This is a genomic window from Aeribacillus sp. SP014 (assembly GCF_054055575.1).
Window position 1 is genome coordinate 1,336,443 of record NZ_JBSRXI010000001.1, and the last position, 25,196, is coordinate 1,361,638.

At 39.4% G+C, this 25,196-nt stretch carries 21 protein-coding genes and 2 pseudogenes; 15 read left to right on the forward strand and 8 right to left on the reverse strand.

What is annotated here, in order from left to right; translation table 11 throughout:
- Positions 1 to 501 precede the first annotated feature (501 nt).
- Positions 502 to 696, forward strand: coding sequence for a hypothetical protein (locus tag ACVIJU_RS06640; RefSeq protein WP_063386410.1), 195 nt, complete (start codon positions 502 to 504; stop codon positions 694 to 696).
- 85 nt (positions 697 to 781) lie between these two features.
- Here the strand turns inward: ACVIJU_RS06640 and ACVIJU_RS06645 are convergent.
- Positions 782 to 898, reverse strand: a pseudogene (locus ACVIJU_RS06645) (ATP-binding cassette domain-containing protein); the annotation flags it as partial.
- A gap of 860 nt (positions 899 to 1,758) precedes the next feature.
- Between ACVIJU_RS06645 and ACVIJU_RS06650 the strand changes: the two are divergent.
- From ACVIJU_RS06650 to ACVIJU_RS06665, 4 genes and pseudogenes are all read left to right on the forward strand, one after another.
- A pseudogene (locus tag ACVIJU_RS06650) lies at positions 1,759 to 2,283 on the forward strand (methyl-accepting chemotaxis protein); the annotation flags it as partial.
- Between the two features lie 428 nt (positions 2,284 to 2,711).
- Positions 2,712 to 2,849 (forward strand): hypothetical protein, encoded by a 138-nt coding sequence (locus tag ACVIJU_RS06655; protein ID WP_311067083.1) that lies wholly within the window; start codon positions 2,712 to 2,714, stop codon positions 2,847 to 2,849.
- A 723-nt stretch (positions 2,850 to 3,572) separates the two neighbouring features.
- Positions 3,573 to 5,150: a type I restriction-modification system subunit M gene (locus ACVIJU_RS06660; RefSeq protein WP_130156735.1), complete on the forward strand. Its 1,578-nt coding sequence runs from the start codon at positions 3,573 to 3,575 to the stop codon at positions 5,148 to 5,150.
- A 244-nt stretch (positions 5,151 to 5,394) separates the two neighbouring features.
- Positions 5,395 to 6,159, forward strand: coding sequence for a coiled-coil domain-containing protein (locus ACVIJU_RS06665; RefSeq protein ID WP_339199374.1), 765 nt, complete (start codon positions 5,395 to 5,397; stop codon positions 6,157 to 6,159).
- 132 nt (positions 6,160 to 6,291) lie between these two features.
- Here ACVIJU_RS06665 and ACVIJU_RS06670 read toward each other — a convergent pair whose 3' ends face one another.
- From ACVIJU_RS06670 to ACVIJU_RS06680, 3 genes are all read right to left on the reverse strand, one after another.
- Positions 6,292 to 6,585 (reverse strand): YxcD family protein, encoded by a 294-nt coding sequence (locus ACVIJU_RS06670; protein ID WP_063386402.1) that lies wholly within the window; start codon positions 6,583 to 6,585, stop codon positions 6,292 to 6,294.
- Positions 6,573 to 7,007: a hypothetical protein gene (locus tag ACVIJU_RS06675; protein WP_063386401.1), complete on the reverse strand. Its 435-nt coding sequence runs from the start codon at positions 7,005 to 7,007 to the stop codon at positions 6,573 to 6,575. Before ACVIJU_RS06675 ends, ACVIJU_RS06670 begins: the two co-directional genes overlap by 13 nt.
- A 289-nt stretch (positions 7,008 to 7,296) precedes the next feature.
- On the reverse strand, positions 7,297 to 8,412 hold the full coding sequence (locus ACVIJU_RS06680; RefSeq protein ID WP_456687346.1) for an IS4 family transposase: 1,116 nt from the start codon (positions 8,410 to 8,412) through the stop codon (positions 7,297 to 7,299).
- Between the two features lie 357 nt (positions 8,413 to 8,769).
- Between ACVIJU_RS06680 and cydD the strand changes: the two genes are divergently transcribed.
- Together cydD and cydC are read left to right on the forward strand one after the other, a co-directional pair.
- Positions 8,770 to 10,503, forward strand: a complete 1,734-nt coding sequence (gene cydD, locus ACVIJU_RS06685; protein WP_339212372.1) for a thiol reductant ABC exporter subunit CydD — start codon at positions 8,770 to 8,772, stop codon at positions 10,501 to 10,503.
- Positions 10,500 to 12,221 (forward strand): thiol reductant ABC exporter subunit CydC, encoded by a 1,722-nt coding sequence (gene cydC, locus ACVIJU_RS06690; RefSeq protein ID WP_066251674.1) that lies wholly within the window; start codon positions 10,500 to 10,502, stop codon positions 12,219 to 12,221. Before cydD ends, cydC begins: the two co-directional genes overlap by 4 nt.
- Before the next feature lie 64 nt (positions 12,222 to 12,285).
- Here cydC and cydS read toward each other — a convergent pair whose 3' ends face one another.
- From cydS to ACVIJU_RS06710, 4 genes are all read right to left on the reverse strand, one after another.
- Positions 12,286 to 12,393 (reverse strand): cytochrome bd oxidase small subunit CydS, encoded by a 108-nt coding sequence (gene cydS / locus ACVIJU_RS06695; protein ID WP_375338786.1) that lies wholly within the window; start codon positions 12,391 to 12,393, stop codon positions 12,286 to 12,288.
- Positions 12,394 to 12,406: 13 nt separating this feature from the next.
- Positions 12,407 to 13,426, reverse strand: coding sequence for a cytochrome d ubiquinol oxidase subunit II (locus ACVIJU_RS06700; RefSeq protein ID WP_063386398.1), 1,020 nt, complete (start codon positions 13,424 to 13,426; stop codon positions 12,407 to 12,409).
- Complete coding sequence (locus ACVIJU_RS06705) at positions 13,423 to 14,730, reverse strand: cytochrome ubiquinol oxidase subunit I (protein ID WP_412674448.1); 1,308 nt, start codon at positions 14,728 to 14,730, stop codon at positions 13,423 to 13,425. The genes ACVIJU_RS06700 and ACVIJU_RS06705 overlap by 4 nt, the downstream gene beginning before the upstream one ends.
- Positions 14,731 to 15,132: 402 nt before the next feature.
- Complete coding sequence (locus ACVIJU_RS06710; RefSeq protein WP_117017358.1) at positions 15,133 to 15,324, reverse strand: hypothetical protein; 192 nt, start codon at positions 15,322 to 15,324, stop codon at positions 15,133 to 15,135.
- A gap of 145 nt (positions 15,325 to 15,469) precedes the next feature.
- Between ACVIJU_RS06710 and ACVIJU_RS06715 the strand changes: the two genes are divergently transcribed.
- The 8 genes from ACVIJU_RS06715 (at position 15,470) to htpG (ending at position 25,151) form a co-directional block, all read left to right on the forward strand.
- Positions 15,470 to 15,766 (forward strand): DUF3219 family protein, encoded by a 297-nt coding sequence (locus ACVIJU_RS06715; protein WP_094245447.1) that lies wholly within the window; start codon positions 15,470 to 15,472, stop codon positions 15,764 to 15,766.
- 57 nt (positions 15,767 to 15,823) lie between these two features.
- Positions 15,824 to 16,804, forward strand: a complete 981-nt coding sequence (locus ACVIJU_RS06720) for an ABC transporter ATP-binding protein (RefSeq protein WP_456687416.1) — start codon at positions 15,824 to 15,826, stop codon at positions 16,802 to 16,804.
- Positions 16,794 to 17,570 (forward strand): ABC transporter permease, encoded by a 777-nt coding sequence (locus ACVIJU_RS06725; RefSeq protein ID WP_063386394.1) that lies wholly within the window; start codon positions 16,794 to 16,796, stop codon positions 17,568 to 17,570. Before ACVIJU_RS06720 ends, ACVIJU_RS06725 begins: the two co-directional genes overlap by 11 nt.
- A gap of 1 nt (position 17,571) precedes the next feature.
- Positions 17,572 to 18,360, forward strand: coding sequence for an ABC transporter permease (locus ACVIJU_RS06730; RefSeq protein ID WP_456687417.1), 789 nt, complete (start codon positions 17,572 to 17,574; stop codon positions 18,358 to 18,360).
- Between the two features lie 402 nt (positions 18,361 to 18,762).
- Positions 18,763 to 19,551: a formate dehydrogenase accessory sulfurtransferase FdhD gene (fdhD, locus tag ACVIJU_RS06735; RefSeq protein WP_063386392.1), complete on the forward strand. Its 789-nt coding sequence runs from the start codon at positions 18,763 to 18,765 to the stop codon at positions 19,549 to 19,551.
- 12 nt (positions 19,552 to 19,563) lie between these two features.
- A complete protein-coding gene (gene fdhF / locus ACVIJU_RS06740) occupies positions 19,564 to 22,509 on the forward strand; it encodes a formate dehydrogenase subunit alpha (RefSeq protein WP_094245451.1) in 2,946 nt (981 codons plus the stop codon).
- Positions 22,502 to 22,972 carry a DUF1641 domain-containing protein gene (locus tag ACVIJU_RS06745; protein WP_063386390.1) on the forward strand — a complete coding sequence of 157 codons (471 nt, stop codon included), beginning with the start codon at positions 22,502 to 22,504 and terminating at the stop codon, positions 22,970 to 22,972. The genes fdhF and ACVIJU_RS06745 overlap by 8 nt, the downstream gene beginning before the upstream one ends.
- Before the next feature lie 304 nt (positions 22,973 to 23,276).
- The gene (htpG, locus tag ACVIJU_RS06750; protein WP_456687418.1) at positions 23,277 to 25,151 is read left to right on the forward strand and encodes a molecular chaperone HtpG; all 1,875 of its coding nucleotides are present in this window, start codon (positions 23,277 to 23,279) and stop codon (positions 25,149 to 25,151) included.
- Positions 25,152 to 25,196 lie beyond the last annotated feature (45 nt).

The window sequence follows — 25,196 nt, forward strand, 5'->3', positions numbered from 1 at the left end:
AATAAAAAGGGCTTAAGGCAGCAATCGCCTTTCCTCAAGGGTGTTTTGCTATGGATGGGAAGTTCGTTTCGGGCGATTTTATCGTAAAAAAAATTTAGCTGACAGGGAAGACGAGATGCCCCAAGATTTTTCCCTAATTCGCTTATGGAGAGGGAATGCTGGTGTGTTTGTCGCTGCCCCAACGTTTTTGATTCATTAGCGGAACGGGAAAACCGCACGGTGCTTTTCATATCCGTTGTTCGCTTCCAGACTGGGAATAACGCCTGTCTATTATCCAAAAGCATTTTTCTCCCGGAAACGGGCATTTTTGCGGAACCCAAAAATCATGACGTATCTTCATAGAGGCTTCTTTAGAATGCTGAGAGCGGAGGGATTCTTTCTTCCATCTATTTAAAATAAATCTTGACGTTTGCCGGATATCCAACATATGCCCATACCAAAGCCGTGACGAATGCATAAAAAATATTGAGATGTAAATTGTTACAACGGGAGGTATGGAAAATGTACCCGGAACGTCAATTTTTCGGAAGGAGACCCTTTTTCTTCGGAGGGCGGAACCCCTTTTTCTTCGGTGCGCCGTTTTTTGGCGGCTTGCTCGGCGGCTTTTTAGGTAGTGCACTGGTAGGACCGCGGCCATATCCGTTTTATCCGCCGTATTACGGAGGATTTTATGGCGGTTATCCGTACTATTGGTAAACGAAAATTTTTTCGACGAGCTGTCTTAAACGGTCATTTTAGAATGACTTTAAGGCGGCTTTTTTTATCCGCAGATTGCAAGATGTAATTCGGGATCAAAGGCAGATGTCGATTCATCATATAACATCGCTTTTGGTTCCATAGCAAGCTCTTGTGCAATTGCCACGCGCTGTTGTTGTCCTCCGGAAAGTTGACTTGGGTAATAGTTCATTTTTTCAGCTAAAATCAACTTTTTTTAAATAATTCTCCGCAGTTTTACGAGCGGCTTCCTAGGAATTGTTGAGGGCTTTATCTGTACCAGCCATTTCATTTTCCAGTGCCGTCACCATTGGAAATAAGTTAAAGCATCGAAGAGCCATTCTTATTTCTTTTCAAAGAGCAGCTACATGCTTTTCATTAAAAAAATAATGTCCAACTATTTTAACTGTTCCTGATGTAGAAAGACATCTTATTCTATTGGGATATGCCCTGTATAGATTAAAATTCATAACTGTACCAAGCTTAAGGTTAAGGCAAAAATTTATGTTCCATTTTTCTCTGTCTTTCTTTTCTTAAACAGAGTATATTTTTCTATTTTAAGTGGTACAAAAATAAGTCCATAATCAGAGGTCATTCCCCGTCTGTATGTAAATCATCAATATTCTGGAAAAGCTTTCCCCGATAAGCCACAAAAATAAAGCGGACGGAAGAAAAAGAACAAGTTTTCTTCGTCCGCTTTTTGTATTGTTTTTTATTAAAAGTGGTTGGCTTTGTGTCATAGCTTCTGTCATGTAGAGAATAAATTGAAAAATTTACTGCCTTCCATAGGTCTTTTGTCTTCACCAATAAAGAAATCAAGAAGCTGACTATTATACGTTGGCTTGTTACTAATCAATTGATCCTAAATTTCTCGTGATTAACAGGCTAATTGTCATACATACGATTAAAACTTTTTGCCTATCAATTTTAAAAATAGTTCATTTTAACTATACCATTTTCACTATAAAATTTGTTATACAATTAAGTAAGAGGTATTATTTGATAAATTCCTTCAAATTTCTACAAAAATATAATTTTGTTTCGGCAAACTACTCGAATCTTCTCTCTTTAAATGCGGCAATTGAAGCAGCAAGAGCGGGAGAGCATGGAAATGGTTTTGCGGTCGTAGCCGATGAAGTGCGGAAACTAGCTGAACAATCTCAGGCATCAGCAAAGCAAATAGCTGATTTAATCTTAAGAATCCAAAGCGATACAGAAAACTCTGTTAAAGCTATGACAGAAGTAACACATAACGTCGAAAATGGTCTTGAGATCACGAAAGAAACATCTGAAAAATTTGCTCAAATCGTTCAAAATATGAAGGATATTGCACCGCAAATTGAGGATATTTCTTCAATTGCTCAACAAGTCTCAGCGGAAGTAGAAGAAATAACATCTACAGCGGATGAACTTACAACAATAGCAAAAGAAAACGCAGCAACATCCGAACAAGTAGCAGCGTCTACAGAGGAACAACTAGCTTCGATGGAGGAAATAACTTCTTCAGCAAAAATGCTTGCAACAATGGCAGAAGGAATGCAAGAATTAGTTCATAAATTCAAGCTATAAAATGGGGAATACAGCCCCATTTTATAGAACATAAGCATTCCGGATGCTGCCGTCTGATTGCTTATACCATAGTTTATAGAAGATAAACCTTCGAGATGATTCAAATAAATCTGAGAATGAATATAAAACAAATATTTAGGCAATGAAAGAATCGTTGCCTCAGCTGATTTATGGACTTCAGAATTTTGAACTTCAGCTTTTGAATGCTCATTTATGATGTTGCGAAATCTTTTCCGTATCGCCCAGCACCTTGCCTCCAAAAATTCCATTCGTGCCGTTCTGCATGAGTGATTCGTTTATTTCGACCTTTCTAACTTTCCCGCCGCATCTTTTTGAAAAAAATCCATGTTTTCACTAGAATATTTGACCAGTTAAATTATTTCATTATGAATACTATATTGACAAAAGCAAGAAAGGTGGTGAAACGAATGAGTGTATGGTATCCAGACAAAGAAGAGAATAGACGCTCCGATTCAGAAAAACGTGCGAACGCAAAGGCAAAAGCTGATGTAGATTTTAAAAGTGACGTTGATGTGGATACGGACAACGAATTAGAGAATAATTAAAAAATATTGATCGTAACACAAATATTGCAAAAGTAAATAATAGCGGCAACTCAAAAGTGGAAATTGATATTCATGTTGATTCCGATTCAGATGCAAAAGTTCGGTCGAAAGCAGAATCTGATCAAGATCAAAACCAAGAGCAAAGAGATTAATTGAGCATAATTAAATGTGGGTGAGATGTCTTTTTTGTCCCACCTATAATATAGGGTGAGAATGTTATGGAACATTTAGATAAAGGAGAGTTCTCTTGGTTACGGAATGCTTCTACTCAAAGCCCTCAATCAAATAAATCTTCCATCTTTATTTGAATTCAGCCCGGGTTACGATCTAGTTATAAAATGGTGAGCACGTAAATGATCGAGAAGATTGGAAAAGAAAGCTGCTGTATGGATGCAGTGAAAGTTTAAAGATTTTGTAAATTAAATTTTTTTATCCCTTCAGCAAAAAGCACTGGCACGTTTTTCTTGATTAAAGCAGCATATGTAGAAAGGGTATTATTTTTTCAACCAAATTCAGAATTGATGAAGAACATAAATGCCCAAAAGTTTGCAGGAAGAGGATATCAATCGACAGTTCATATTGTGAAAATTCGAAAATTTATTTTGTTTCTTATTGCGGCCAAAGCATGGGCCGCTCTTTTGTTTTGAAAAAGAGGAAGACAGATTATGCTAAAATATTTTTAAAATACAATGAATCGACAGCAAGATTTAGAGGGGGAAAACCATGGCGGTTAAAGCAGAGATTGATTTCCAAAAAGAATTATTTGAAGCAGCTAATAAAATGCGCGGAAGCGTGGCTCCAGCTGACTATAAACATTATGTACTGCCGCTTATTTTTTTGCGCTATCTTTCGAATAAATATGAACAGAGCTGCAATGAGTTGGAGCAAATTTTTGCGGAAAATGAAGAAATGCAGCAAGGTTTCGTTTCAGATTCTCATCAATATAGAGATAAAAATGTGTTTGTCGTCCCGAAGGAAGCAAGCTGGCACTATATAATGAAAAATGCTAAACAGCCGAATATTAAAGAAATTCTCGATAATGCGATGAAGCGAATCGAGGAAGAAAACCCAGAATTGACAGGGGTGCTGCCGCAAATTTATCAAGGCTTGAACTTACCGGTAGAAAATGTTGCTGGATTAATTGAAATTTTTTCACGTGATGTGTTTAGTGGCAGCTCGGAAGACAGCATAGATATACTCGGTCGTACTTATGAGTATTTTATTAGTTCATTTGCTTCGTCAGAAGGGAACAGAGGCGGCGAGTTTTTTACCCCATCCTGTATTGTGGAATTGCTGGTGGAGATGCTTGAACCAAAAAGAGGTATCGTGTTTGATCCAGCGTGTGGAAGCGGTGGAATGTTTATTCAAAGCGGGAGGTATGCGCCGAATAAAAAGTCTCTTTTATTTTACGGACAGGAAAATGTCGTCACGACAGTACGTCTTGGAAAAATGAACGTATTGCTTCATGGCATCAATGCGGAAATACGGCTGGGAGATTCGCTGTTGAACGATCAATTTCCTGAATTAAAGGCTGATTATGTGATTGCCAACCCGCCGTTTAATCAAAAAGATTGGGGGGCGGACAGAATATCGAAAAGCGATCCGCGCTTGATCGGGCCTGTTACAAACAGCAATGCAAACTATATGTGGATGCAGCATTTCTTATACCATTTAAATGATGCAGGATCAGCAGGGTTTGTGATGGCAAATGGCGCAATGACAACTAATGTTAAGGAAGAAAAGGAAGTGCGGAAAATATTGGTGGATGAAGGGTACATCGATTGCGTTGTCCAATTGCCGGAAAAACTGTTTTTCACAACAGGCATACCGTGCTGTTTGTTCTTTTTAAGCAAAAATCGCGATGGAAAAAACGGTTACCGTGCTCGAAGAAACAAAATTTTGTTTATCGATGCCCGAAAAATGGGAAAGCCCGTCAGCCGCAAGCAAAAAGCATTGTCTAAAGAAGAAATTGATAAAATCGCATCAGTTTATCGAGCATTTAAATATGAACATGCAAAAAGCTGCGAAAATATTGAAGGTTTCTGTAAAATTGCAAAACTTGAAGAAGTACAACAAAACGACTACAAACTGACACCAAGCATGTACGTCGGAACAGAGGCAGAAGAAGAAGAAGAAGACATTCCTTTTGAGCAAAAAATAGCCGAACTAACGAAACGGTTGCTCGAACAATTTGAAGAATCGAACAAACTACAAGAAAAAATCAAACAAAACCTGGAGGAGCTGATGTATCGGAATGGGGAAAAGTCAAACTTAGTATTCAAAAGGGAAAAAAATGAATGATCTGAGAAAATGTGAAATTTTTTTATCGGTGCTTTCGAAAATTTCCTAATAAAGATTAATCGAGGAAAAAAGGTGGTATTAAGACCTTTCTGTCAGAGAAAAGTGTATTATAATCATTATAAAAGCAGAAGTTAATATGAAACTTTTTCTTCACAAAACCAAACATTTGTTCTATTATTTTATGTAGAAACGTTTAGAGGATAGATATTTGTTATTATAAAATGAATCATGATGGAGGTTTAATATGATGGAAGAAGCGTTAAAATTAATATTATCAGAGCTAAAAGAAATGAAAGAAGGACAATCCCGTTTAGCAGTCGAACAACAAGGTGTAAAGGAACAGCTGAAAGAGCTAAAAGAAGGTCAGTCTCGTTTAGCAGTTGAGCAAAAAGGTATGAAGGAGGAGCTGAAAGAGCTAAAAGAAGGTCAGTCTCGTTTAGCAGTTGAGCAAAAAGGTATGAAGGAAGAGCTGAAAGAGCTAAAGGAAGGTCAGTCTCGTTTAGCAGTTGAGCAAAAAGATATGAAGAAGGAGCTGAAAGAGCTAAAAGAAGGTCAGTCTCGTTTAGCAGTTGAGCAAAAAGATATGAAGAAGGAGCTGAAAGAGCTAAAGGAAGGTCAGTCTCGTTTAGCAGTTGAGCAAAAAGGTATGAAGGAAGAGCTGAAAGAGCTAAAGGAAGGTCAGTCTCGTTTAGCAGTTGAGCAAAAAGATATGAAGGAAGAGCTGAAAGAACTAAAAGAAGGACAACACCGTTTGGCAGTCGAACAACAAGGTGTAAAAGAAGAGTTGAAAGAGCTAAAAGTAGGGATGAAAGAACTAAAAGAAGGACAATCCCGATTAGAAGTAAAAATGGAAAATATCGAACGAAAAATTACAGGAATCCCTAAAACTTATGAGAATTTAGAACAATTTGTAGCACGTCAGCAGCGTGTGATTGAGGAATTGTCAGCACGTTCAGTTGAATACGGGGTAGAGATTAAAGAGATTCATCGCATTTTAAAAAATCAATAAAATAGAGTTTTTTTAGATTCAGAGTGGATTTTAATTGGAAATATGAAAAAGCGCCGAAACATTTTTCATAATGTTCCAGCGCAATCCATAGTCAGCCGAATTTGTGCTGATTATTTTTTAAGGATTGTTCGTTTATCTTCCTTTGACGATGGCAATAATTCCTTCTTCATCATCCAACACAAGTTCAATCCCAGCGTACGGGTCTTCATTTAAAAATTCATCGAGCCAAAGACGCAGAGCTTCGATGATGTTTGCGGTAATAAGTACTTGCTTTCGGTCGTTTACATACGCTTCGGCAGAAAAGCCGTAATCGTCGTCATACATCAGCTCCACTACAACTTCTTCCGGCTTTATTTGTTTTTTTCGGGAAATGTACACGCAGATGGCGTTAATAATATCTTGCTCCGGAATAATCAGCTTTTCCATGGATTTGCAGCCTCTTTTTCTTTTTTATGTTTGATCAGGACGAAAATTTTGCGAATGATCGAGATGAGAATAACGATTGCCAGCAAATTAATGAATAAACCTAAAATTGAACCGAATATACCCATGTTTGCTAGCAGTCCGCCAAATAATAATCCGGCAAGCCCTCCTAACATTAGGCCTTTGAAAAATCCTCCTGATGAGAGTGTGCCTTTGGAGCCGGCAGATTGATTTTTTGGAGTGTTTGCCTTTTTATCTTGGAAATTCGAACTGTTCGTTGTAGTATTTTTATTCAAATTGAAGCTTTTTTTCCCTGATTTGTATGACTTCGCCTCTACTATCGTTGGATGATCTTGAAAAACAACATTTCCAACAGGTGAAAAAATAAGCGCGAAAGTAAACAAAGCTGCTAATAATTTTTTCAATTTCGACTTCCCCCTGTATGAAAGTATTCGTATTTTTTTTGAACTTAGCTTCAATGTTATATACGATAGAAAATCAAATTAGTTTCACGATTTGATATCTTTCTATAATAAACGAATAAAAATTTTTCTTTCATCTAAGCACACTAGTGTTGCATAAATATTGTCGTAATTTTCAGTTTTATTATTTTTCCTGTTTAGAGCCAAAAAGGTAAGTACCCAATTAAAGGTGACCCCATCCATTTGGAAATTTATTGACAATTAGACCTGTGCGACGACGACAATTTACTTATTAAGGGATGGCTTTTCCTTCAATTTTTCGAAGCCAGATATGCGCTGGTTTCCACAATGCAGCCCTTAAATAACGGCTAATTTGTAAGGTTTTTCGCGTACTATTTGTTTCGATTTGTGCCAGAACATGTAGGCAAAAAACAATAAGTGCGATAAATACTTGATTTTGAATCGCCCATTCACTTTGACCATAGAATTTTTTGATGCTGAGATGTTGTTTGACCCATTTAAAAAACAGTTCAATAGCCCATCGTGATTTGTACATCTCGGAAATTTCTTCGGCGCTTAAATCAAAACGATTTGTGATTAAATGGAGTTCATTTCCTTTTGAATCCATCACTTTTAGAAGGCGAAAGTAATTTTCAGCACGGTTTTGAGTTGTGCCAATCAATACCATTTGATCCGACAAAACACTCGTATCTTCGGGTAGTTTAAAATCATAAACTTCCCGTATAACAGCGTTTTTCCGTAGTCTGGAAAGAAAGAAGTAGCCGTCATCCGTCATACGATCAAAGCGCTCATAGTCTAGATAGCCACGGTCAAACACATACATGCATTCCTTGTCATCCACCATGATTTCAAGCTGTCCACGGTCATGTTCTCTTGCCGTTGTCATCAAAGCTTTTTCAGGATAGGATATCCCCTTTTCCATAAACACAAGGCGCAAATGCAGCTTTACACCAGCCTTTGTTTTGCGAAACTTCGCCCATTTATGATTGGTCAAATTAAGTGGCAATGTGCTTGAATCAATGATTTTTAAAGGCATGACCCGTTTTGTGTATTGTGTTTTGGCATGAATTTTTGCGACTAAATCAAGAAAAAGCTTTTGAAATAGATCTGGGTTTATACCATTTAATCGCCGTGACAACTGTGAAATACTAATAGAATTAAGGTCGACCCCTTTTTGAAGTTGGTCATCAAAAAGGCAATCGCTTAGCGCATGGAGACTTTCGATTTCTTCCAATTGCGCAAAAAGCAGTAATTTTAGAAATGACTCTGTCGTTAATTTTTTCGTATAGTAATCTAATTTCATCGTTTTCACCTGTTCTTCAAATAATTGAAGATTTATTGGCGAAAACCATTGTCCAAATGAAGTTTTTCGTGTAATCTTGTCCATGAGTTTGGTCCTTTTTAGTGGATTTGGACGGGTTACCACCTGACTTATCCATTATAAAGGACTTTTTCTTTTCACAAAATAAAATAAGTGAAGATTGTGAGTCTTTTTAATATTAAAATTAAATTAATGCAACACTAGTGATCTAAGCATGTTATTCAACAATTACAAAGTTGTAAACAAGGAATAGAAGACTTTTAAAAAATGGTGAGGCCGTTGTTTTACTTGAATATATTTTATCATGTATACTTGTTTGAAAGTATTTGCGAACTGTAAAACGTTTGGACTGCCATGTTAAAAGAGTTTTTTCAAGTTTCATCAAACTTATCTATGGACGTGTTTTTTTGGAGGCATGAAAGGATGGTTCAGCTAAAAAAATTGGCTTTTAAGCAGAAAACAAAATTGATGTTGCTAATCGTGCTTGCTTTAATCTCTGGTGCTGCCATTATTGGACAAGCTTATTTTTTTGCGGCGATAGTCGATCGCATTTTTTTACAGAAACAGTCTTTTGCTGATGTTTTCCAGTTGCTTTTAGGTTTGTTCATTGTTCTTTTGGCCAGAACTGCATCCCATTATTTCAGCGGTTTAACAGGAATTAAAATAGCGTCCAAAGTGAAAAAAGATCTTCGCCAATCTTTATTAAATAAATTTTCAAGCAACCCGCTGCAAGTATCGCTGCAAGGGAAAACAGGACAAAAAGCAAGTGTATTGCTGGATGCGGTAGATGAAATCGACAGCTACTTTAGCATTTATATTCCAAAGGCAGTTCAAACGTTGATCATACCTCTTCTCATTCTTTTCGTTGTGTTTGCTAGCCATCCATTTACTGGATTAATCATGGTGATTACAGCGCCATTTATACCGATATTCATGATCATCATTGGCTACAAAACGAAAAAGAAATCGGAGGAGCAAATGGAGAAAATGACCGCTTTATCGGGACATTTTCTTGACACCTTGCAAGGGCTGACAACCCTTAAGCTGTTCAACCGTGCGAAACAGCAGAAAGAAGCGATCAGAAAAAGCAGCCATGGCTTTCGTGATGCGACGATGGAAGTATTGAAAATTGCTTTTACCTCTTCTTTTATGCTGGAGTTCATTTCCATGCTTAGTATGGGATTGATTGCCCTTGATGTGGCGATTCGCTTAATTATTTTTCAAAACATTTCTTTTTTTACCGCGTTTTTCATGCTGATTCTAGCTCCTGAGTTTTATAATGCACTGAAAGATTTAGGAAGCGCCTTTCATGCAGGCAGGGGAAGTATGGGGGCGGCAAGAAAGATTGAAGAGGAGCTAAACGCAATCGGAAAGCCAGTAAAATGGGGGAAGGCAGTTTTGCCAAAAGGTGAAGGACCGCCGACCATTCGTATAGAAGGAGCGGGATTTCATTACGAGGGAGATAGGTTTGCCTTAAAAAATATAAATGCTGAAATCCGCCCGTTTGAGCAAGTGGCAATTGTCGGAAAGAGCGGCGCTGGGAAATCGACTTTATTACATGTGATTGCAGGTCTTGTTCCGCTTACTGAAGGGGAAATTTATGTGAACGGAATTCGGCGGTCTGATTTGAACGAAAAGAGCTGGTTCGATGAAATCAGCTATATTTCGCAAAATCCGTATCTTTTTTCTGGAACGATTGCGGAAAATATCGCATTGGGAGGAAAACTCGATGCAACGAAAGAGGAAATCGAACAAGCAGCCGAAAAGGCAGGAATTTTAAAGCTTGTCCAATCACTTGAAAATGGTTTTGATACACCTATTGGAGAAGGAGGAAGGGGAATTTCCGGAGGAGAAAAACAACGAATTGCACTGGCACGAGCGTTTTTGAAAAAACCATCCATTATATTGTTTGATGAGCCGACGACTGGACTGGATCTTCAAACAGAACAAATTTTGCAGGATTCCATAAAGGAATTAGCTCAATCTTCCACCGTCATTACCGTCGCTCATCGGCTTCATACCATTATAAATGCGGATAAAATTCTTTTTTTGGAAAATGGAGAACTCATCGCATCCGGAACACATAAAGAATTGCTGGAATCAGTTGAAGCGTACAGGAAAATGACAACGCTCCAACAGGGAGGCATGGCAAAATGAAAGATTTGCTATTTATTACAAAGCTGACATTAACAGAAAAGAAAGATCTTTTTTTGTCCATTCTCTTCGGATTTATAACAGGAATCGCGACAGTGAGTTTGTTTGCTTCAAGCGGCTATTTGATTTCTAAAGCAGCTCTTGCACCGCCAATTTACACGCTGACTGTTTTCATAGCGTGTATAAAACTGTTAGGGTTTATCAGTGCCGGCAGCCGTTACGGGGAGCGTTATTTTTCTCATCGCGCCACATTCAATATATTAAGCCGGTTGCGAGTTTCTTTTTTTGAAAAGCTGGAGCCATTGGTGCCCGCGATTTTTCTTAAATATCGGAGCGGAGATCTCCTCTCCAGAATTGTCGGCGATGTGGAAACGCTGCAAAACTTCTTTTTGCGTGTTTTTTATCCGCCGATCGTATCCACTCTCATATTTTTATGGACCATTTTTTTCACTTCGTTCTTTTCCTTTTATATTGCCTTGGTGTTATGTATCGGTTTGATTTTCACCACTGTCCTAATTCCGGCTTACTTTGCTTTCAGACTAAAAAAAGTAGAGCGTCATGTTCGGCAAAGCCGCGGGAATTTATCGACAGAAGTTACGGAGTTTTTTTATGGGTTTCGCGATTTAAAAATTTATCAACAGCTTGAGCATAAACAAGAGAAGCTTACCCAACGCTCCGATGCTTATTTGAAAGAACAGGAACGTGAAGCAATCCATAACCTCTTCAGTCAATCTGTCAATACGTTTGTATCTTTAATTGTCTCTTGGATTATTCTTTTGCTTGGCGTCTATTTCGTTGCAGGCGGTCAATTAGATGGTATTTTTCTTGCCATGCTTGTAATGATTTCATTAACTGTTTTTGAACATGCGGCACCGATGGCTGCTTTTCCAAGTTATTTAGAGGACAGCCGTCAAGCTGCTGCAAGACTATCAGACGCCACGCATCAAGACTCTTCTGTAAAAACGTCTGATGAGAAAGAAATGAAGGAGCTTCCCGGTCAACAAGCTCCATCAATTGTCATGGAGAATGTCACCTTTCATTTATTTGGTGAAATTTTAAAAAATGTTTCAATTACATTTCCGGCAGGATCGAAAACAGCCATTGTCGGACCTAGTGGTTCGGGCAAATCGACCTTGCTGGCCCTTTTATTAAAAATTTATAAAAACTATCAAGGGGTGATTCGGATCAACGGCATCCCGATCGATCAATTAGATGACGATAGCCTTTGGAAAAATGCGAACGTTATTTTGCAGGACAACCACTTTTTCTACGGTACCGTTCGCGATAACCTAATGATTGCTAAAGATGCAGTGCTTGACGAAGATTTGGAAGATGTGCTGAAAAAGGTGAAGCTTGACTATCTTTCTTTGGCCGATCCGTTGTTAGAAAGAGGAGGAAATTTATCGGGCGGGGAAAAGCAAAGACTGGCGATCGCCAGGGTATTGTTGAAAAAAGCTCCGCTATGGATACTTGATGAACCGACATCATTTTTGGATGCTTTAACGGAACAGTCTATTTATCATCATCTGTTTGAAGCTGCTAAAAATGATACCGTCATCCTTGTCAGTCATCGTCTGGCCGGTCTGGAAAACATGGATCAAATTATCGTTATGGATGAAGGAGCTATTGTAGAAGCGGGAACCTACAAAGAATTGATGAACAAAAAAGGATACTTTTATCAAATGAAGCAAATTGAACAAAGTGTCTTTACAGCAAATTAAAGAAAGCCGACATGGAGCAAACTGTCGGCTTTTTTTCGATTGATTTCTAAGCTTGCTTCAATTTTTATCCTCTTTTGGATATGAGCTCATCTTTCACTGCTGTCCAAAATGATAAAGCTGCAGCAGCGAATAGCACGAGAAAGGGGGCAAACGTAATTAAAAAAGTCTTCATCGTTCCACACTCCTTATTTTGCGTTTTGCCCTTTCACATAATCTTTATCGAACAGAAACAGTTTTATTAGTAAATAAAGGGAAGGGAGCAAAAGGGCTAATCCTAAAATAAAAACGATGATCAGGGAAATGGCCATAGCTTCGTTTGTAAAACTGTCATAAATGGACAAATATGGATAAAGCAAGTACGGATAATGGGAGATTCCATATCCAAAGAAAGCTAACAGAAATTGACCTACTAACAATCCGAATGCCAATCCATAATTTTTTCTTTTCCAAATGAGCCAGACAGTCCCGACATATAAAAGAAACGATAAAGCGAACATCCACCATAAATTAAGGATGCGTTCAAAATGCTCTTGGTTGTGATAGCTCAGTTCATAAATGATGCCGCAAGCTGTTATGATTAAAGGAAATGCCCAGAAAAGAGCATATTTTCTCATTAAATTCGTTGCGTCTGTATCACCAGTTTGATTCGCGTACCATGTAAGAAAAACAGCTGAAATATAAAGGACGGCCGTAATACTTAAAACGACGATGCTCCAAGATAATGGGCTTTTAAATAATGCTACGTAGTTTAAAACTGGATGCTCATCCACCATCGAGACAAATCCGCCTTCAGAAATGGCTAAGACGACAGATAATGATGCAGGGATCAATAATCCAGACAATCCATACATAAAGGCATACCCTTTATGCCCTTTTGATGAATACGTTTCAAATGCGTAATAAGACCCGCGAATGGCAAGCAAAATAATCGCAATGCTTCCCGGAACAAGGAGAGTTGTCCCATAATAAAATGCGGTTTTTGGGAAAAAACCGACAATCCCAACAAAGAAGAAAACGAAAAATACATTGGTTACCTCCCAAACGGGAGACAGGTAGCGTTGAATAATTTTGGACAATATATGCTGCTTGCCACTCAAAATGCTGTAAGCATTAAAGAATCCAGCGCCGTAATCAATGGATCCAACGATCACATAGCCGAACAAAAAGATCCAAAGGACGGATATCCCAATAATCTCCAAGCTCATGACTGCTCACCGCCTAATCGATTTTCAAGCTCTCTTTCCACCGGATTATTTTTAAACAACCGGCGAAGAATCACAATCGTGCCGATTCCTAAAATCAAATACAAAATGGCAAAAAGAATGAGCATAAGACCTACATGGCCGCTTGAAGTTGCTGCTTCACCCGTTGTCATAATTCCGCGAAGGATCCAAGGCTGACGGCCAAATTCAGTCAACCACCAGCCAGCCTCAATCGCGATAAAAGATAGAGGCCCTCCGAGCACAATGAGCATGCGGAACCATTTTTGGTTGATGAAAGCCCATCCGCGCTTCACTCCAATCCAATAGATAAGTGCTAATAAAATCATGAAAACGCCAATGGCTACCATAATATCAAAAAAATAATGAATATAAAGCGGAGGAGATTCAAAATTTGAAAATTGGTCTAGTCCGATAACTTCTGCATTTGGATCTCCATGCGCCAAAATACTGAGCAAATATGGGAATTTAAGTGCATATTTAATGTTTTGTTCGTCATCTAAAATACCAAACATGACTAGAGGAGCATTTCCTTCTGTTTCAAAATGCCATTCCGCAGCCGCCAATTTCTCTGGCTGGTACTCAGCTAAATATTTGCCGGAAAAATCTCCGATAACAGCTGTTGCAATGGAGAAAATCAGTCCTATTTTCATAGTTAAAAACAAGGCTTTTTTATGATAAACATGGTTGGAGCCTTTTAATAATTGGCATGCTGCAATAGATGCCAGCGTAAAGGCGGCTGTCATAAAGGCGGTTGCGACTACGTGTGCGACTTTTGTCGGCATGGCCGGGTTAAAAATCGCACCCAGCGGATTGACATTGATGAGTTCACCATTTACAATGTCAAACCCTTGCGGCGCATTCATAAAAGAGTTGACGATGGTAATAAAAAAGGCAGAAAAGGCGGCGCCAAGGGAGACAGGAATCAGAAAGAGCAGGTGCTTCCGCTGATTTTTAAATCGTTCCCAAGTGTACATATAAATTCCGAGAAAGATTGCTTCAAAGAAAAAAGCAAATACTTCCATAAAAAGTGGCAATGCGATCACATTTCCGGCAAGTTCCATAAAATTCGGCCAGAGCAATGACAGCTGGAGTCCAATCGCAGTTCCTGTTACAACGCCGACAGCTACGGTGATGACATACCCCCGCGCCCAACGTCTAGCCATTAAAAGATAATGTTCGTCATTTTTTTTGATCCCAACCCACTGGGCAATCATGATCATCAACGGAACGCCTACCCCAATGGTTGCGTAAATAGCGTGAAAAGAAAGTGTAAGGATAGTCAGCATTCGACTGCTGAATACGGGGTCTTCAAATAACAATTTTATTTCCTCCTTTTGAATGGGATAAATCTTTGAAACCGGTCATGAGTATATGATCAGGATGAACCAATACAATATGATTTCATTTTACTTTATAAAAATGTGCTCTTTGTCAATTCTCTTTGACAAATGTATATATAGAGAATGAAAAATATGTGAACATTGGCTCTTTTCGCTTAGTTTATGCCATATTATAGCATTTTAGGCAGCCTGTACCATTTGCAAAATCTGAAAAAATCAGCATTGCTCAACATATGTTTGTACAAATATTTAAAGAATATACATGATTTTCAAATCATATCGGATTATCTGCCGGGTTAAGAAAATATAGGGTTAAGTCCTGTGAAAAAAATCCATGTTTTCCCTAGCTTAAAAAGCCTGAAAGCAGCCAACAAGATTCTGTTTATGTTTGGCTGCGAAATTGGCAGAACGTTTGAATCCGTAATCGAACGGATTGTTGCTGCCGCCTCTAAATGTATATTTTTTGGCAAACAAAAAACGGCTGCATTCATCTTGACTATATAAAATCAAAAATGTTACATAGTCCGTTCTAAATCGCACGGGTTTTTAGCTGCTGTTCATCCGGTTAAATAGAGTCAAAACAGCTTCGAATTTATGTTGTATATTCATAAGCATGCTAGTTTGTGGGCAGGAAGCGTTCGTGCTATGATTTTTTATAAACAGCTGCCAAGGAGGGATGGATCGTATGGTGAAGAAAGTAATATTGAATGGTGTAGAGATACAAGTAGAGGAGTATGAAGAGGAAGTGGTTCATCAACCAAACGGTGAGCCATTACATAAAATTCGTTTTGCTTTTAAGGTGAGAAGCGATGAATATCATGATATTACGACGCTGCTGTATCAGCAAACGTTTGATGTGTCAGTTCCTGAAAGAGACCTGAACTTTAGGGGGACGATACAAAATTATTCCACTTCTGTGACGAATTTGTACAAAAAAAATCAGGTTGGTGATTTTCGATTAGAATTAATTGAGACGATTTAACAATGATTGTTTCAATGGCGTAATCCCATGGTGTTCGAAGAAACAGAGGGAGGCACTATGTCAATTCATGTAGAGCATTTGTACAAGCAATTTCGAGTTCACGTTCGGCAAGCAGGGTGGACGGGTGCTGTACGCAGTTTGTTTAAAAGGGAAATTCGTACTGTGGAAGCGGTGCGAGACATTTCATTTACCATTCCTTCGGGAGAAATTGTCGCATTTTTAGGGCCGAACGGAGCGGGGAAAACAACGACAATTAAAATGCTGGCCGGTTTGCTTTATCCAAGCTCCGGGAGCATTCAAGTTGCCGGATATGTACCGTTTGAACAAAAAGCGGAATTTAAGAAGATCATGAGTTTAGTCATGGGACAGAAAAGCCAGCTCATATGGGATATTCCGCCGATGGAAACGTTTCTCGTCAATAAAGCGATATACGAAATAGAAGACCGTGCGTTTCGGCAAACGTTGGATGAGCTTGTCGAGCTGCTGGAGTTAGAAGAGCTCTTGACGAAACCAACGCGGAGTTTGTCTCTCGGACAGCGGATGAAATGCGAATTGGCAGCCGCGCTTTTGCATCGGCCGAAGGTTTTATTTTTGGATGAACCGACGATCGGCTTGGATGTCCATACGCAGGAAAAAGTCCGCCGCTTTATAGGACAATATAACCGCGAGCACCGAACGACAGTATTGTTGACATCGCATTACATGGGCGATGTGACAGCGCTGTGCGATCGGGTGCTCATTATTAATCATGGGAAGCTGTTGTATGATGGTGAATTGGACATGTTGACGGAAAAATTGACGCCGTATAAATTGCTAGAGGTTCAGCTTTCGTCCATTCCCGATATTTCATGGGATGCATACGGCGAATTAGTCGATGCAAAAGAGGGTAAAGTAACGCTTCGTGTGCCGAGGGAACGCATTCACGAGGTATCCTCCCGATTTTTGCAGCTGTTTGATGTTCGCGATTTAAATATAGAAGACCCGCCGATGGAAGAAGTGATAACGCTCGCGTTTCAGGAGGATGCACATGTTTCGTAAATACTCTGTTCTCCTTCGCATGAAATATGTGGAGATGTTTGCCTACCGGCTGGCGACGATCGTGTGGATGACAGGAGCCATGGTTCAGCCGCTGATCACGATGATGGTCTGGATGAATATTGATCCTGATCAGGAGAATGCGTTTATTTTTTACTTTGCGGCATTGATTTTTGTTGAACGCATGACAAGCGCTTGGGACGTTTGGGAATTGGAGCGGGAAATAAGGGAGGGAACCTTTTCTTATCAAATTGTCCGTCCGTTTCACCCGATACATTGGGCCATTGCTGAAAATATTGTGTATAAAGCGTTATTTTTAGTCATTTTAATTCCGGCATGGGGCCTCTTGGCGGTCTTTATTCCGGCGCTGCGGCTGGATCAAATAGGTGCGGCGCAGTGGCTGTTATTCTTTTGTGCGCTTTTATTGGCAGCGGTCATTCGTTTTTTATTCAGCTACACATTTGGTCTGTTAGGTTTTTGGGTGACAAAAGTGACGGCTTTGTATGGCATGTTTGAAGCGGTGTCTCTCTTTTTGTCGGGCCGCATTGCACCGATGTCGCTCCTGCCGCCGTTTTTGAAAACGATCAGCTTTTATTTGCCTTTTCGATATATGGTCGGGTTTCCAATCGAAATTTTGACCGGAAGCGTCCAAGGGATGGATATTGTGTACGGATTTGGATTGGCTGCAGTTTGGTGCATGTTTTTTATGCTTGCAGTATTGTTGCTTTGGAAGGCTGGTCTAAGGAAAAACCAAGCTGTGGGGGGATAATGTGAAAAGACATTGTCGCATTTTTTGTGAATTTTTTCGGACTTGTTTAGTGGAGGAGCTCGAATATCGCAGCGAATTTTTAGGGAATTTCCTGTCGAGTTTGTTTGGCATTGGGATGGCTATTTTGACAATTCAAGTATTTTTTTATCAAACAGATAACCTCGGCGGTTGGAAATATGCGGATGTTCTGCTGCTTCTTGGTATATTCAATACGCTGCAAGGATTGATTGATTTTGCCCTGCGGCCCAACATGTCCCGTCTGCTGCAGCATATTCGCATGGGGACGTTTGATTATGTATTGACAAAGCCGGTCGACAGCATGTTTTATGTCAGCTTCCGCCATTTAGTGTTTTGGCGCTTAATTGATGTGCTTCTTGGCATCGGCTTGATAATCTATGCGTTAATACAAAAACATTATATGCCGACAATAATGGATGCAGTGATGTTTTTCATTAGTATCGGATCTTCGCTTGTCCTGATTTACGCGCTGTGGATGATGCTGATGACCACCTCCTTTTGGGTTATTCGTATCGATGATCTATCGTTTGTTTTTAATTCATTTTTTGAAACAACACGGTTTCCAATCGGAATGTATAGAGGCTGGCTTCGCATCGTGCTCACATACATTTTGCCAGCTGCCTTTATTACAAGCACGCCGGCGTTGTCTTTGCTTGGAAAATGGAACGGGATGACAACAATCCTATCCGTTGTACTTGCCGGGCTGTTCTTATGGATATCGCGCCGGTTCTGGCGGTATGCGCTTCGATCGTACACAAGTGCAAGCAGTTAAATATTCCGTGCATTGAAAAATGGCAGCAGAGAATGTGAAAAATTTGCTAATAATTTCAAACGGTAGATGTTGGTTAAGGAATGACCGAATAGCTTATTAGATGGATAGATGAAAAAGCAGAGGGGTTACAGTTTTTCAGTTGTTCTTCCCAAGCTGTTTGTCACGATAAAAGACAATGATCACTGGATGATTTTTTCGAACAAGCAGTCCGCCAAAATCAGTCGATGTCGCTTGAAAGATATATATTTCTCCCCTCATTTTTCCCAGCCTGACCTAGCTTAGGTTTTCCAGTGAAACAGTTTCCTTGTATGGACAAATAGAGAAAAAAAGAAGAAAAGGATTTTTTCTGCTTCTGTCGAATATTTTATTTTAGAGGTGTGATTAAAAAGGAAGGTTCCCATTATGGAAAAAGAAATTATTTGTAAAAGAGAAATAATCAAAATTGATCATCAAAACAAGAAAGTGGTGATAGATGAAATTGCGATAGAGTATCCGTTAACAATTTTTGTGGACAATGAGGAATTCGCCACATTAGTATGCTCGCCGTCCCATGTAGAGGAGCTTGTTTTAGGTTTTTTAGCTTCAGAAGGGATGATCCGCATAAAAGCAGATGTGAAAGCGCTTCAAATTGATGAGGATAAGGGGTTTGCCTATGTTCATTTGCATCAGCCGATAGGGGATAAGAAAGAGTTTGTTTCCAAACGCTTTATCGGCTCCTGCTGCGGAAAAAGCCGACAGTTTTATTTTTATAATGATGTGAAAACAGCGAAAACGATTATGAGCAGCATGACGATTTCTGCCGCACAATGCTTTCAGTTAATGGAAATGTTAAATGAAGCTTCATCGGCTTTTAAGCGTACTGGAGGCATTCATCATACGGCATTATGTTCAAAAGAGGGATTGATTAAGACATTTTCTGACATTGGACGACATAATGCTTTAGATAAATTATATGGCTTCTGTCTAAACGAAAGCATTTCTTTAAATGATAAAATAATCGCTTTCAGCGGGCGGATTTCCTCAGAGGTAGTGCTGAAGGTTTCGAAAATTGGGTGCGGTATACTTCTATCAAAATCGGCTCCAACAAATTTGGCACTTCAATTGGCAGAAGATTTAAACATTACGACTGTTGGGTTTATACGGGAAAATAAAATGAACATTTATACACATAGCAACAGAATAACAAAATAACAGGGGGAACGTATCGTGGGAAATGTAACGATTACGGTCAACGGGGGAGAAATAACCGCAAGGGAAAATCAATATCTTCTGCAGGCTTTGCTCGAACATGAAATGGATGTACCGCACGTTTGTTATCATGAAAGCTTGGGCGCAATTCAAACATGTGATACTTGTATGGTGGAAGTGAACGGGGAGCTTGTACGAGCCTGCAGCTACAAAGTCCAAGAAGGACTCGTTGTTGAAACAGAGACTTCTAAAGTAAAAGAATCTCAAAAATTAGCGATGGATCAAATTTTAAAAAATCATGAATTATATTGCACAGTTTGCGATAAAAACAATGGAGATTGTACAATTCATAATACGGTTAAAGCTTTAGGCATTGAACATCAAAGCATTCCGTTCCAACCAAAACCGTATGAAGTGGATTATTCAGGATCATTTTATCGATATGACCCAAATCAATGCATATTATGCGGACGCTGTGTAGAGGTGTGCCAAGATGTTCAAGTAAATGAAACATTGACGATTGATTGGAGCAGAGAGCAGCCTCGTGTGATCTGGGACAACGATGTGCCGATTGATCAGTCCAGCTGCGTAAATTGCGGCCAATGTGTAACTGTATGTCCGTGCAATGCCTTAATGGAAAAATCAATGTTAGGGGAAGCCGGCTTTTTAACAAATGTAGAACCTGGTACATTACGATCGATGATTAATTTGACGAAGGAAGTGGAAACAGGATACGGTTCGCTAATGGCCATCTCAGATACAGAAGCTGAGCTGCGCAAGGAAAGGATCAAGAAAACGAAAACAGTTTGCACATACTGCGGAGTTGGCTGTTCATTTTATATATGGACAAAAGACAGAAAAGTTTTAAAAGTTGAACCAACACCGGAATCGCCGGCAAACGGAATTTCCACTTGTGTAAAAGGGAAGTTCGGCTGGGATTATGTCAATAGTGAAGAACGGCTGACAAAACCGTTGATCCGGGAAGGCGACCATTTTAAAGAAGTTGAATGGGATGAGGCGATTCGATATGTTGCAAAACGGTTTAAAGAAATAAAAGATGCACATGGCCCTGATGCTTTAGGATTTATAGCTTCTTCCAAAGCAACGAATGAAGAATCGTATTTACTGCAAAAATTTGCCCGTCAAGTGATAGGAACGAATAATGTTGATAATTGCTCAAGATATTGTCAATCTCCAGCAACGGTTGGACTATTTCGTACTGTCGGCTATGGCGGTGATTCAGGATCTTTTTCTGACATAGCTTCCTCTGATCTTGTCATCATTATTGGCGCCAATACAGGGGAATCGCATCCGGTTTTGGCATCAAAAATCAAACGAGCGCAAAAACTTTATGGACAAAAGCTGCTCGTGTTTGACTTAAGAAAGCATGAAATGGCGGAGCGGGCCGATATGTTTATCAGGCCAAAGCCGGGAACGGATCTTGTTTGGCTGTCAGCTGTAACGAAATACATCATTGACCAAAATTGGCATGATGAAGAGTTTATCAAAGAACGAGTGAACGGCTTTGAACAATATAAAAGTAGCTTAGAGCCGTTTACGTTGGAATATGCGGAAGAAGTGACGGGAATTTCCAAGGACACGCTGATCAAGGTTGCTGAAACGATTCATCAATCTAAAACAATGGTCATTTGCTGGGCGATGGGAGTCACTCAACAGCAGCGCGGAAGTGATACGAGTACTGCCATTTCCAATTTGTTATTAGTGACAGGCAATTACGGCAAACCGGGCACTGGAGCCTATCCGCTGCGCGGCCATAACAATGTTCAAGGGTGCAGCGACTTTGGAAGCATGCCGAACTTTTTCCCGGGATATGAAAAGGTAGCGGATGAAAAAGTCCGCAGCCGTTATGAAAAAGCTTGGGGCGTGACATTGCCTAAAAATCCGGGAAAAGACAATCATCAAATGGTTAAAGCGATTCATGAAGGCGCTCTGAAGGCATTATATGTGACTGGCGAAGATATGGGGATTGTCGATGCCAATATCAATCAAGTCGGCGCCGCTTTTGAAAAGCTGGAATTTTTCGTTGTGCAGGACTTATTTTTAACAAAAACGGCCCAATATGCAGATGTTGTGCTGCCGGCCAGTCCAAGCTTAGAAAAAGAAGGAACTTTTACCAATACAGAACGCCGGATTCAGCGATTGTATGAAGCATTGCCGCCTCTTGGAGATTCGAAGCCTGATTGGCAAATTTATTGTATGCTGGCGAAAGCGCTGGGCTTCAATTGGGATTATCAGCACCCTGGAGAAATTATGGAAGAAGCGGCGTCGCTCGCACCGCTTTTTGCCGGTGTTTCCTATGACCGTTTAGAAGGATTTTCAAGCTTGCAATGGCCTGTTGAGAAAGATGGAACCGACTCGCCGCTTCTTTATGAAGATCAATTCCCGTTTGCCGATGGAAAGGCACAGCTTTATCCGCTTCAAGTCGATTATTTATATGATGTAGATGAAGAGTATGATCTTCACGTGAACAACGGGCGCTTGCTAGAACATTTCCATGAAGGGAACATGACGTATAAATCACAAGGAATCAGCCGGAAAACCCCGAACGCTTTTATAGAAATTTCGAAAGAATTGGCTGAAGAACGCCGTATTCAAGAAGGAGCCATTGTCAAGCTTATTTCCAAATACGGCTCTGTAAAAGGCCCTGTTCACATAACGGATCGCGTGCAAAAGCATGAAATCTTTATCCCATTGAATGATACGGGCGAATTGGCTATTAATCGTTTAACAGGCAATCATGCTGACCGCGATACGAACACACCGGCATATAAAGAAATTGCCGTAAAAATGGTCGTATTGAAGGAAAAAGGAGACTCCCCAATTCGTCCAAACAACCATCGAAACGGAAAAAGAAATCCGCAAATTGGGGTCAAAGTAGAGAAGAAATGGGAGCGCAGCGACTACACGTTTCCCGGAAGCAAGGTGAAAATACATGGCTAAACCAATTACAACCATCAAAAAAATCGAAGTGTCACAAGAAGAAAAAAGAAAGCAAAATTTATTAGAAATCGAGCAAGCGTTAGCAGACAATAAAGAGGCAGTTTTAGAAGGCATAGCATGTTTACGGAAGCTTCACGATGCAGGTGTTCTGGAAATCGCCAATGCCCTTTTAGCGCGGAAAGATCAAGTACTAGAAAACGTGGTTAAGGAAGTCAGCAGAAAACCGAACATTGATGTTTTAAAAAATATCGTCAATCTGTTGATGCTGCTGGGAACAATCGATCTCGAAAAGCTGCAGGTAATGACGACAAGAATGAATGCTGGAATACAAGAAGCTGCGGCAAGCGTCAATAAAGAAGAAACAACTTCTTTTTTCCAATTGCTATCGGCTTTAAAAGATCCTGACATCAACCGATCGATTACTATGCTTCTTCATTTTTTAAGAGGAATGGGGAAATCTTAAAGGATTGGCAATAAAAGTGAAGCTTGAAAGTTGCGAGGGAATGCTTTTGTGCCGAAAAACATCCTGATTGGTAAAGAAATTTGCAACCATTATGTGGAAAGACAAAGCCCTTCTCATTCGAAAACGACTGTTGCCTATCGTTCGTAAAGAAAAACTCAAGAAAAGTGCAAAGCGGTCAATCATTCGGAGTTGACATAAAATTAAATATTTGTTATTAAAAAAATGATGATTAGCACTCGATTGATTAGAGTGCTAATTTTTATCTTAATTTTGCACATACGCTTTTTAGAAAGGAGAGGCGGTCATGGAAAAAAAAGAGTTTCAAGCCGAGTCGAAAAGGTTATTAGAAATGATGATCAACTCCATTTATACAAAAAAGGAAGTTTTTTTGAGAGAGTTAATTTCAAATGCAAGCGATGCGATTGATAAAATTTATTACAAAGCACTGACTGATGATTCGTTAACCTTTCAAAAGGATCAATACTACATAAAAGTTATTCCAAATAAAGAAAAGCGGACGCTCACAATCGTTGATACAGGCATAGGCATGACAAAAGAGGAATTGGAAGAAAATCTTGGTACGATTGCAAAGAGCGGGTCGCTCGCCTTTAAAAAAGAAAACGAATTAAAAGACGGCTATGACATTATTGGACAGTTCGGCGTTGGCTTTTATGCCGCCTTTATGGTAGCGGATGTTGTCACTGTCATCAGTAAAGCGCTGGGCAGCGATCAAGCATATAAATGGGAATCAAAAGGCGCTGATGGTTTTACAATCGAACCATATGAGAAGGAAGAGGTCGGAACGGAGATCATACTAAAAATCAAAGAGAATACTGAAGATGACAACTATGACGAATTTCTTGACGAATATCGGTTAAAACAAATCATTAAAAAATATTCCGACTTCATCCGCTATCCGATCAAAATGGATGTCAAAGTACAAAAACCGAAAAATGAGAACGAGAACGAATTTGAAGAGGTTGTTGAAGAACAAACAATCAACAGCATGGTTCCGATTTGGCGGAAAAATAAAAGTGAACTGACAGATGAAGATTATGAAAACTTTTATGCCGAAAAGCATTATGGCTTTGATAAACCGTTAAAACATATTCATATTAGCGTAGATGGGACGGTTCGCTATCAGGCGATTTTATATATTCCGGAAAAAACGCCATTTAATTACTATACAGCAGAATATGAAAAAGGGCTTGAACTGTATTCCAACGGCGTGTTAATTATGAACAAGTGCCCGGATTTACTGCCTGACTACTTCAGCTTCGTTAAAGGAATGGTTGATTCTGAGGAACTATCGTTAAATATTTCAAGAGAGATGCTCCAGCATGACAAGCAATTGAAAATCATTGCGAAAAACATTCAAAACAAAATTAAACGCGAACTAGAAAACCTATTAAAAAATGAAAGAGAAAAATATGAAAAGTTTTATGAAGCATTTGGCAGACAATTAAAGTATGGCGTTTACAGCGATTTCGGCGCAAATAAAGAAACATTGCAAGACTTGCTTATGTTCTACTCTTCAAAGGAGAAAAAACTTGTCACCTTACAAGAATATGTATCAAGAATGCCTGAGGAGCAAAAATATATTTATTATGCAACGGGCGATTCGTATGAACGAATTGAAAAGCTGCCGCAAACTGAGCTGGTTGCAGATAAAGGCTATGAAATTTTGTATTTGACAGAGGATATCGATGAATTTGCGATCAAAATGTTAATGACATATAAAGAGAAAGAATTTAAATCAGTCTCCAGCGGCGACTTAGGAATTAGCGAAGAAGAAAACAAAAAAGAAACTGAAAAAGAACATAAAGAGCTGTTCGAACAAATGAAAAGTATTTTGGGTGATAAAGTAAAGGATGTGCGAGCATCAAAACGGTTAAAAACACATCCTGTTTGTTTATCAACAGACGGCGAAATCACTATTGAAATGGAAAAAGTATTAAATGCTATGCCGAACAGCCAAAACATTAAAGCGGAGAAAGTGCTTGAAATTAATACAGATCACGAAGTCTTTCAAACGCTAAAAGCAGCGTATGAAAACGATCAAGAGAAGCTGAAGCTGTTCACAAACATTTTATATAATCAGGCTTTGCTAATTGAAGGCCTGCCAGTCCAAGATCCTGTTGAGTTTACAAATGACATTTGTAAAATTATGGTTTCTTAAAAATCCAGGGCACATCTAGCGATTTGTCAAAGCTTGAACTATTTG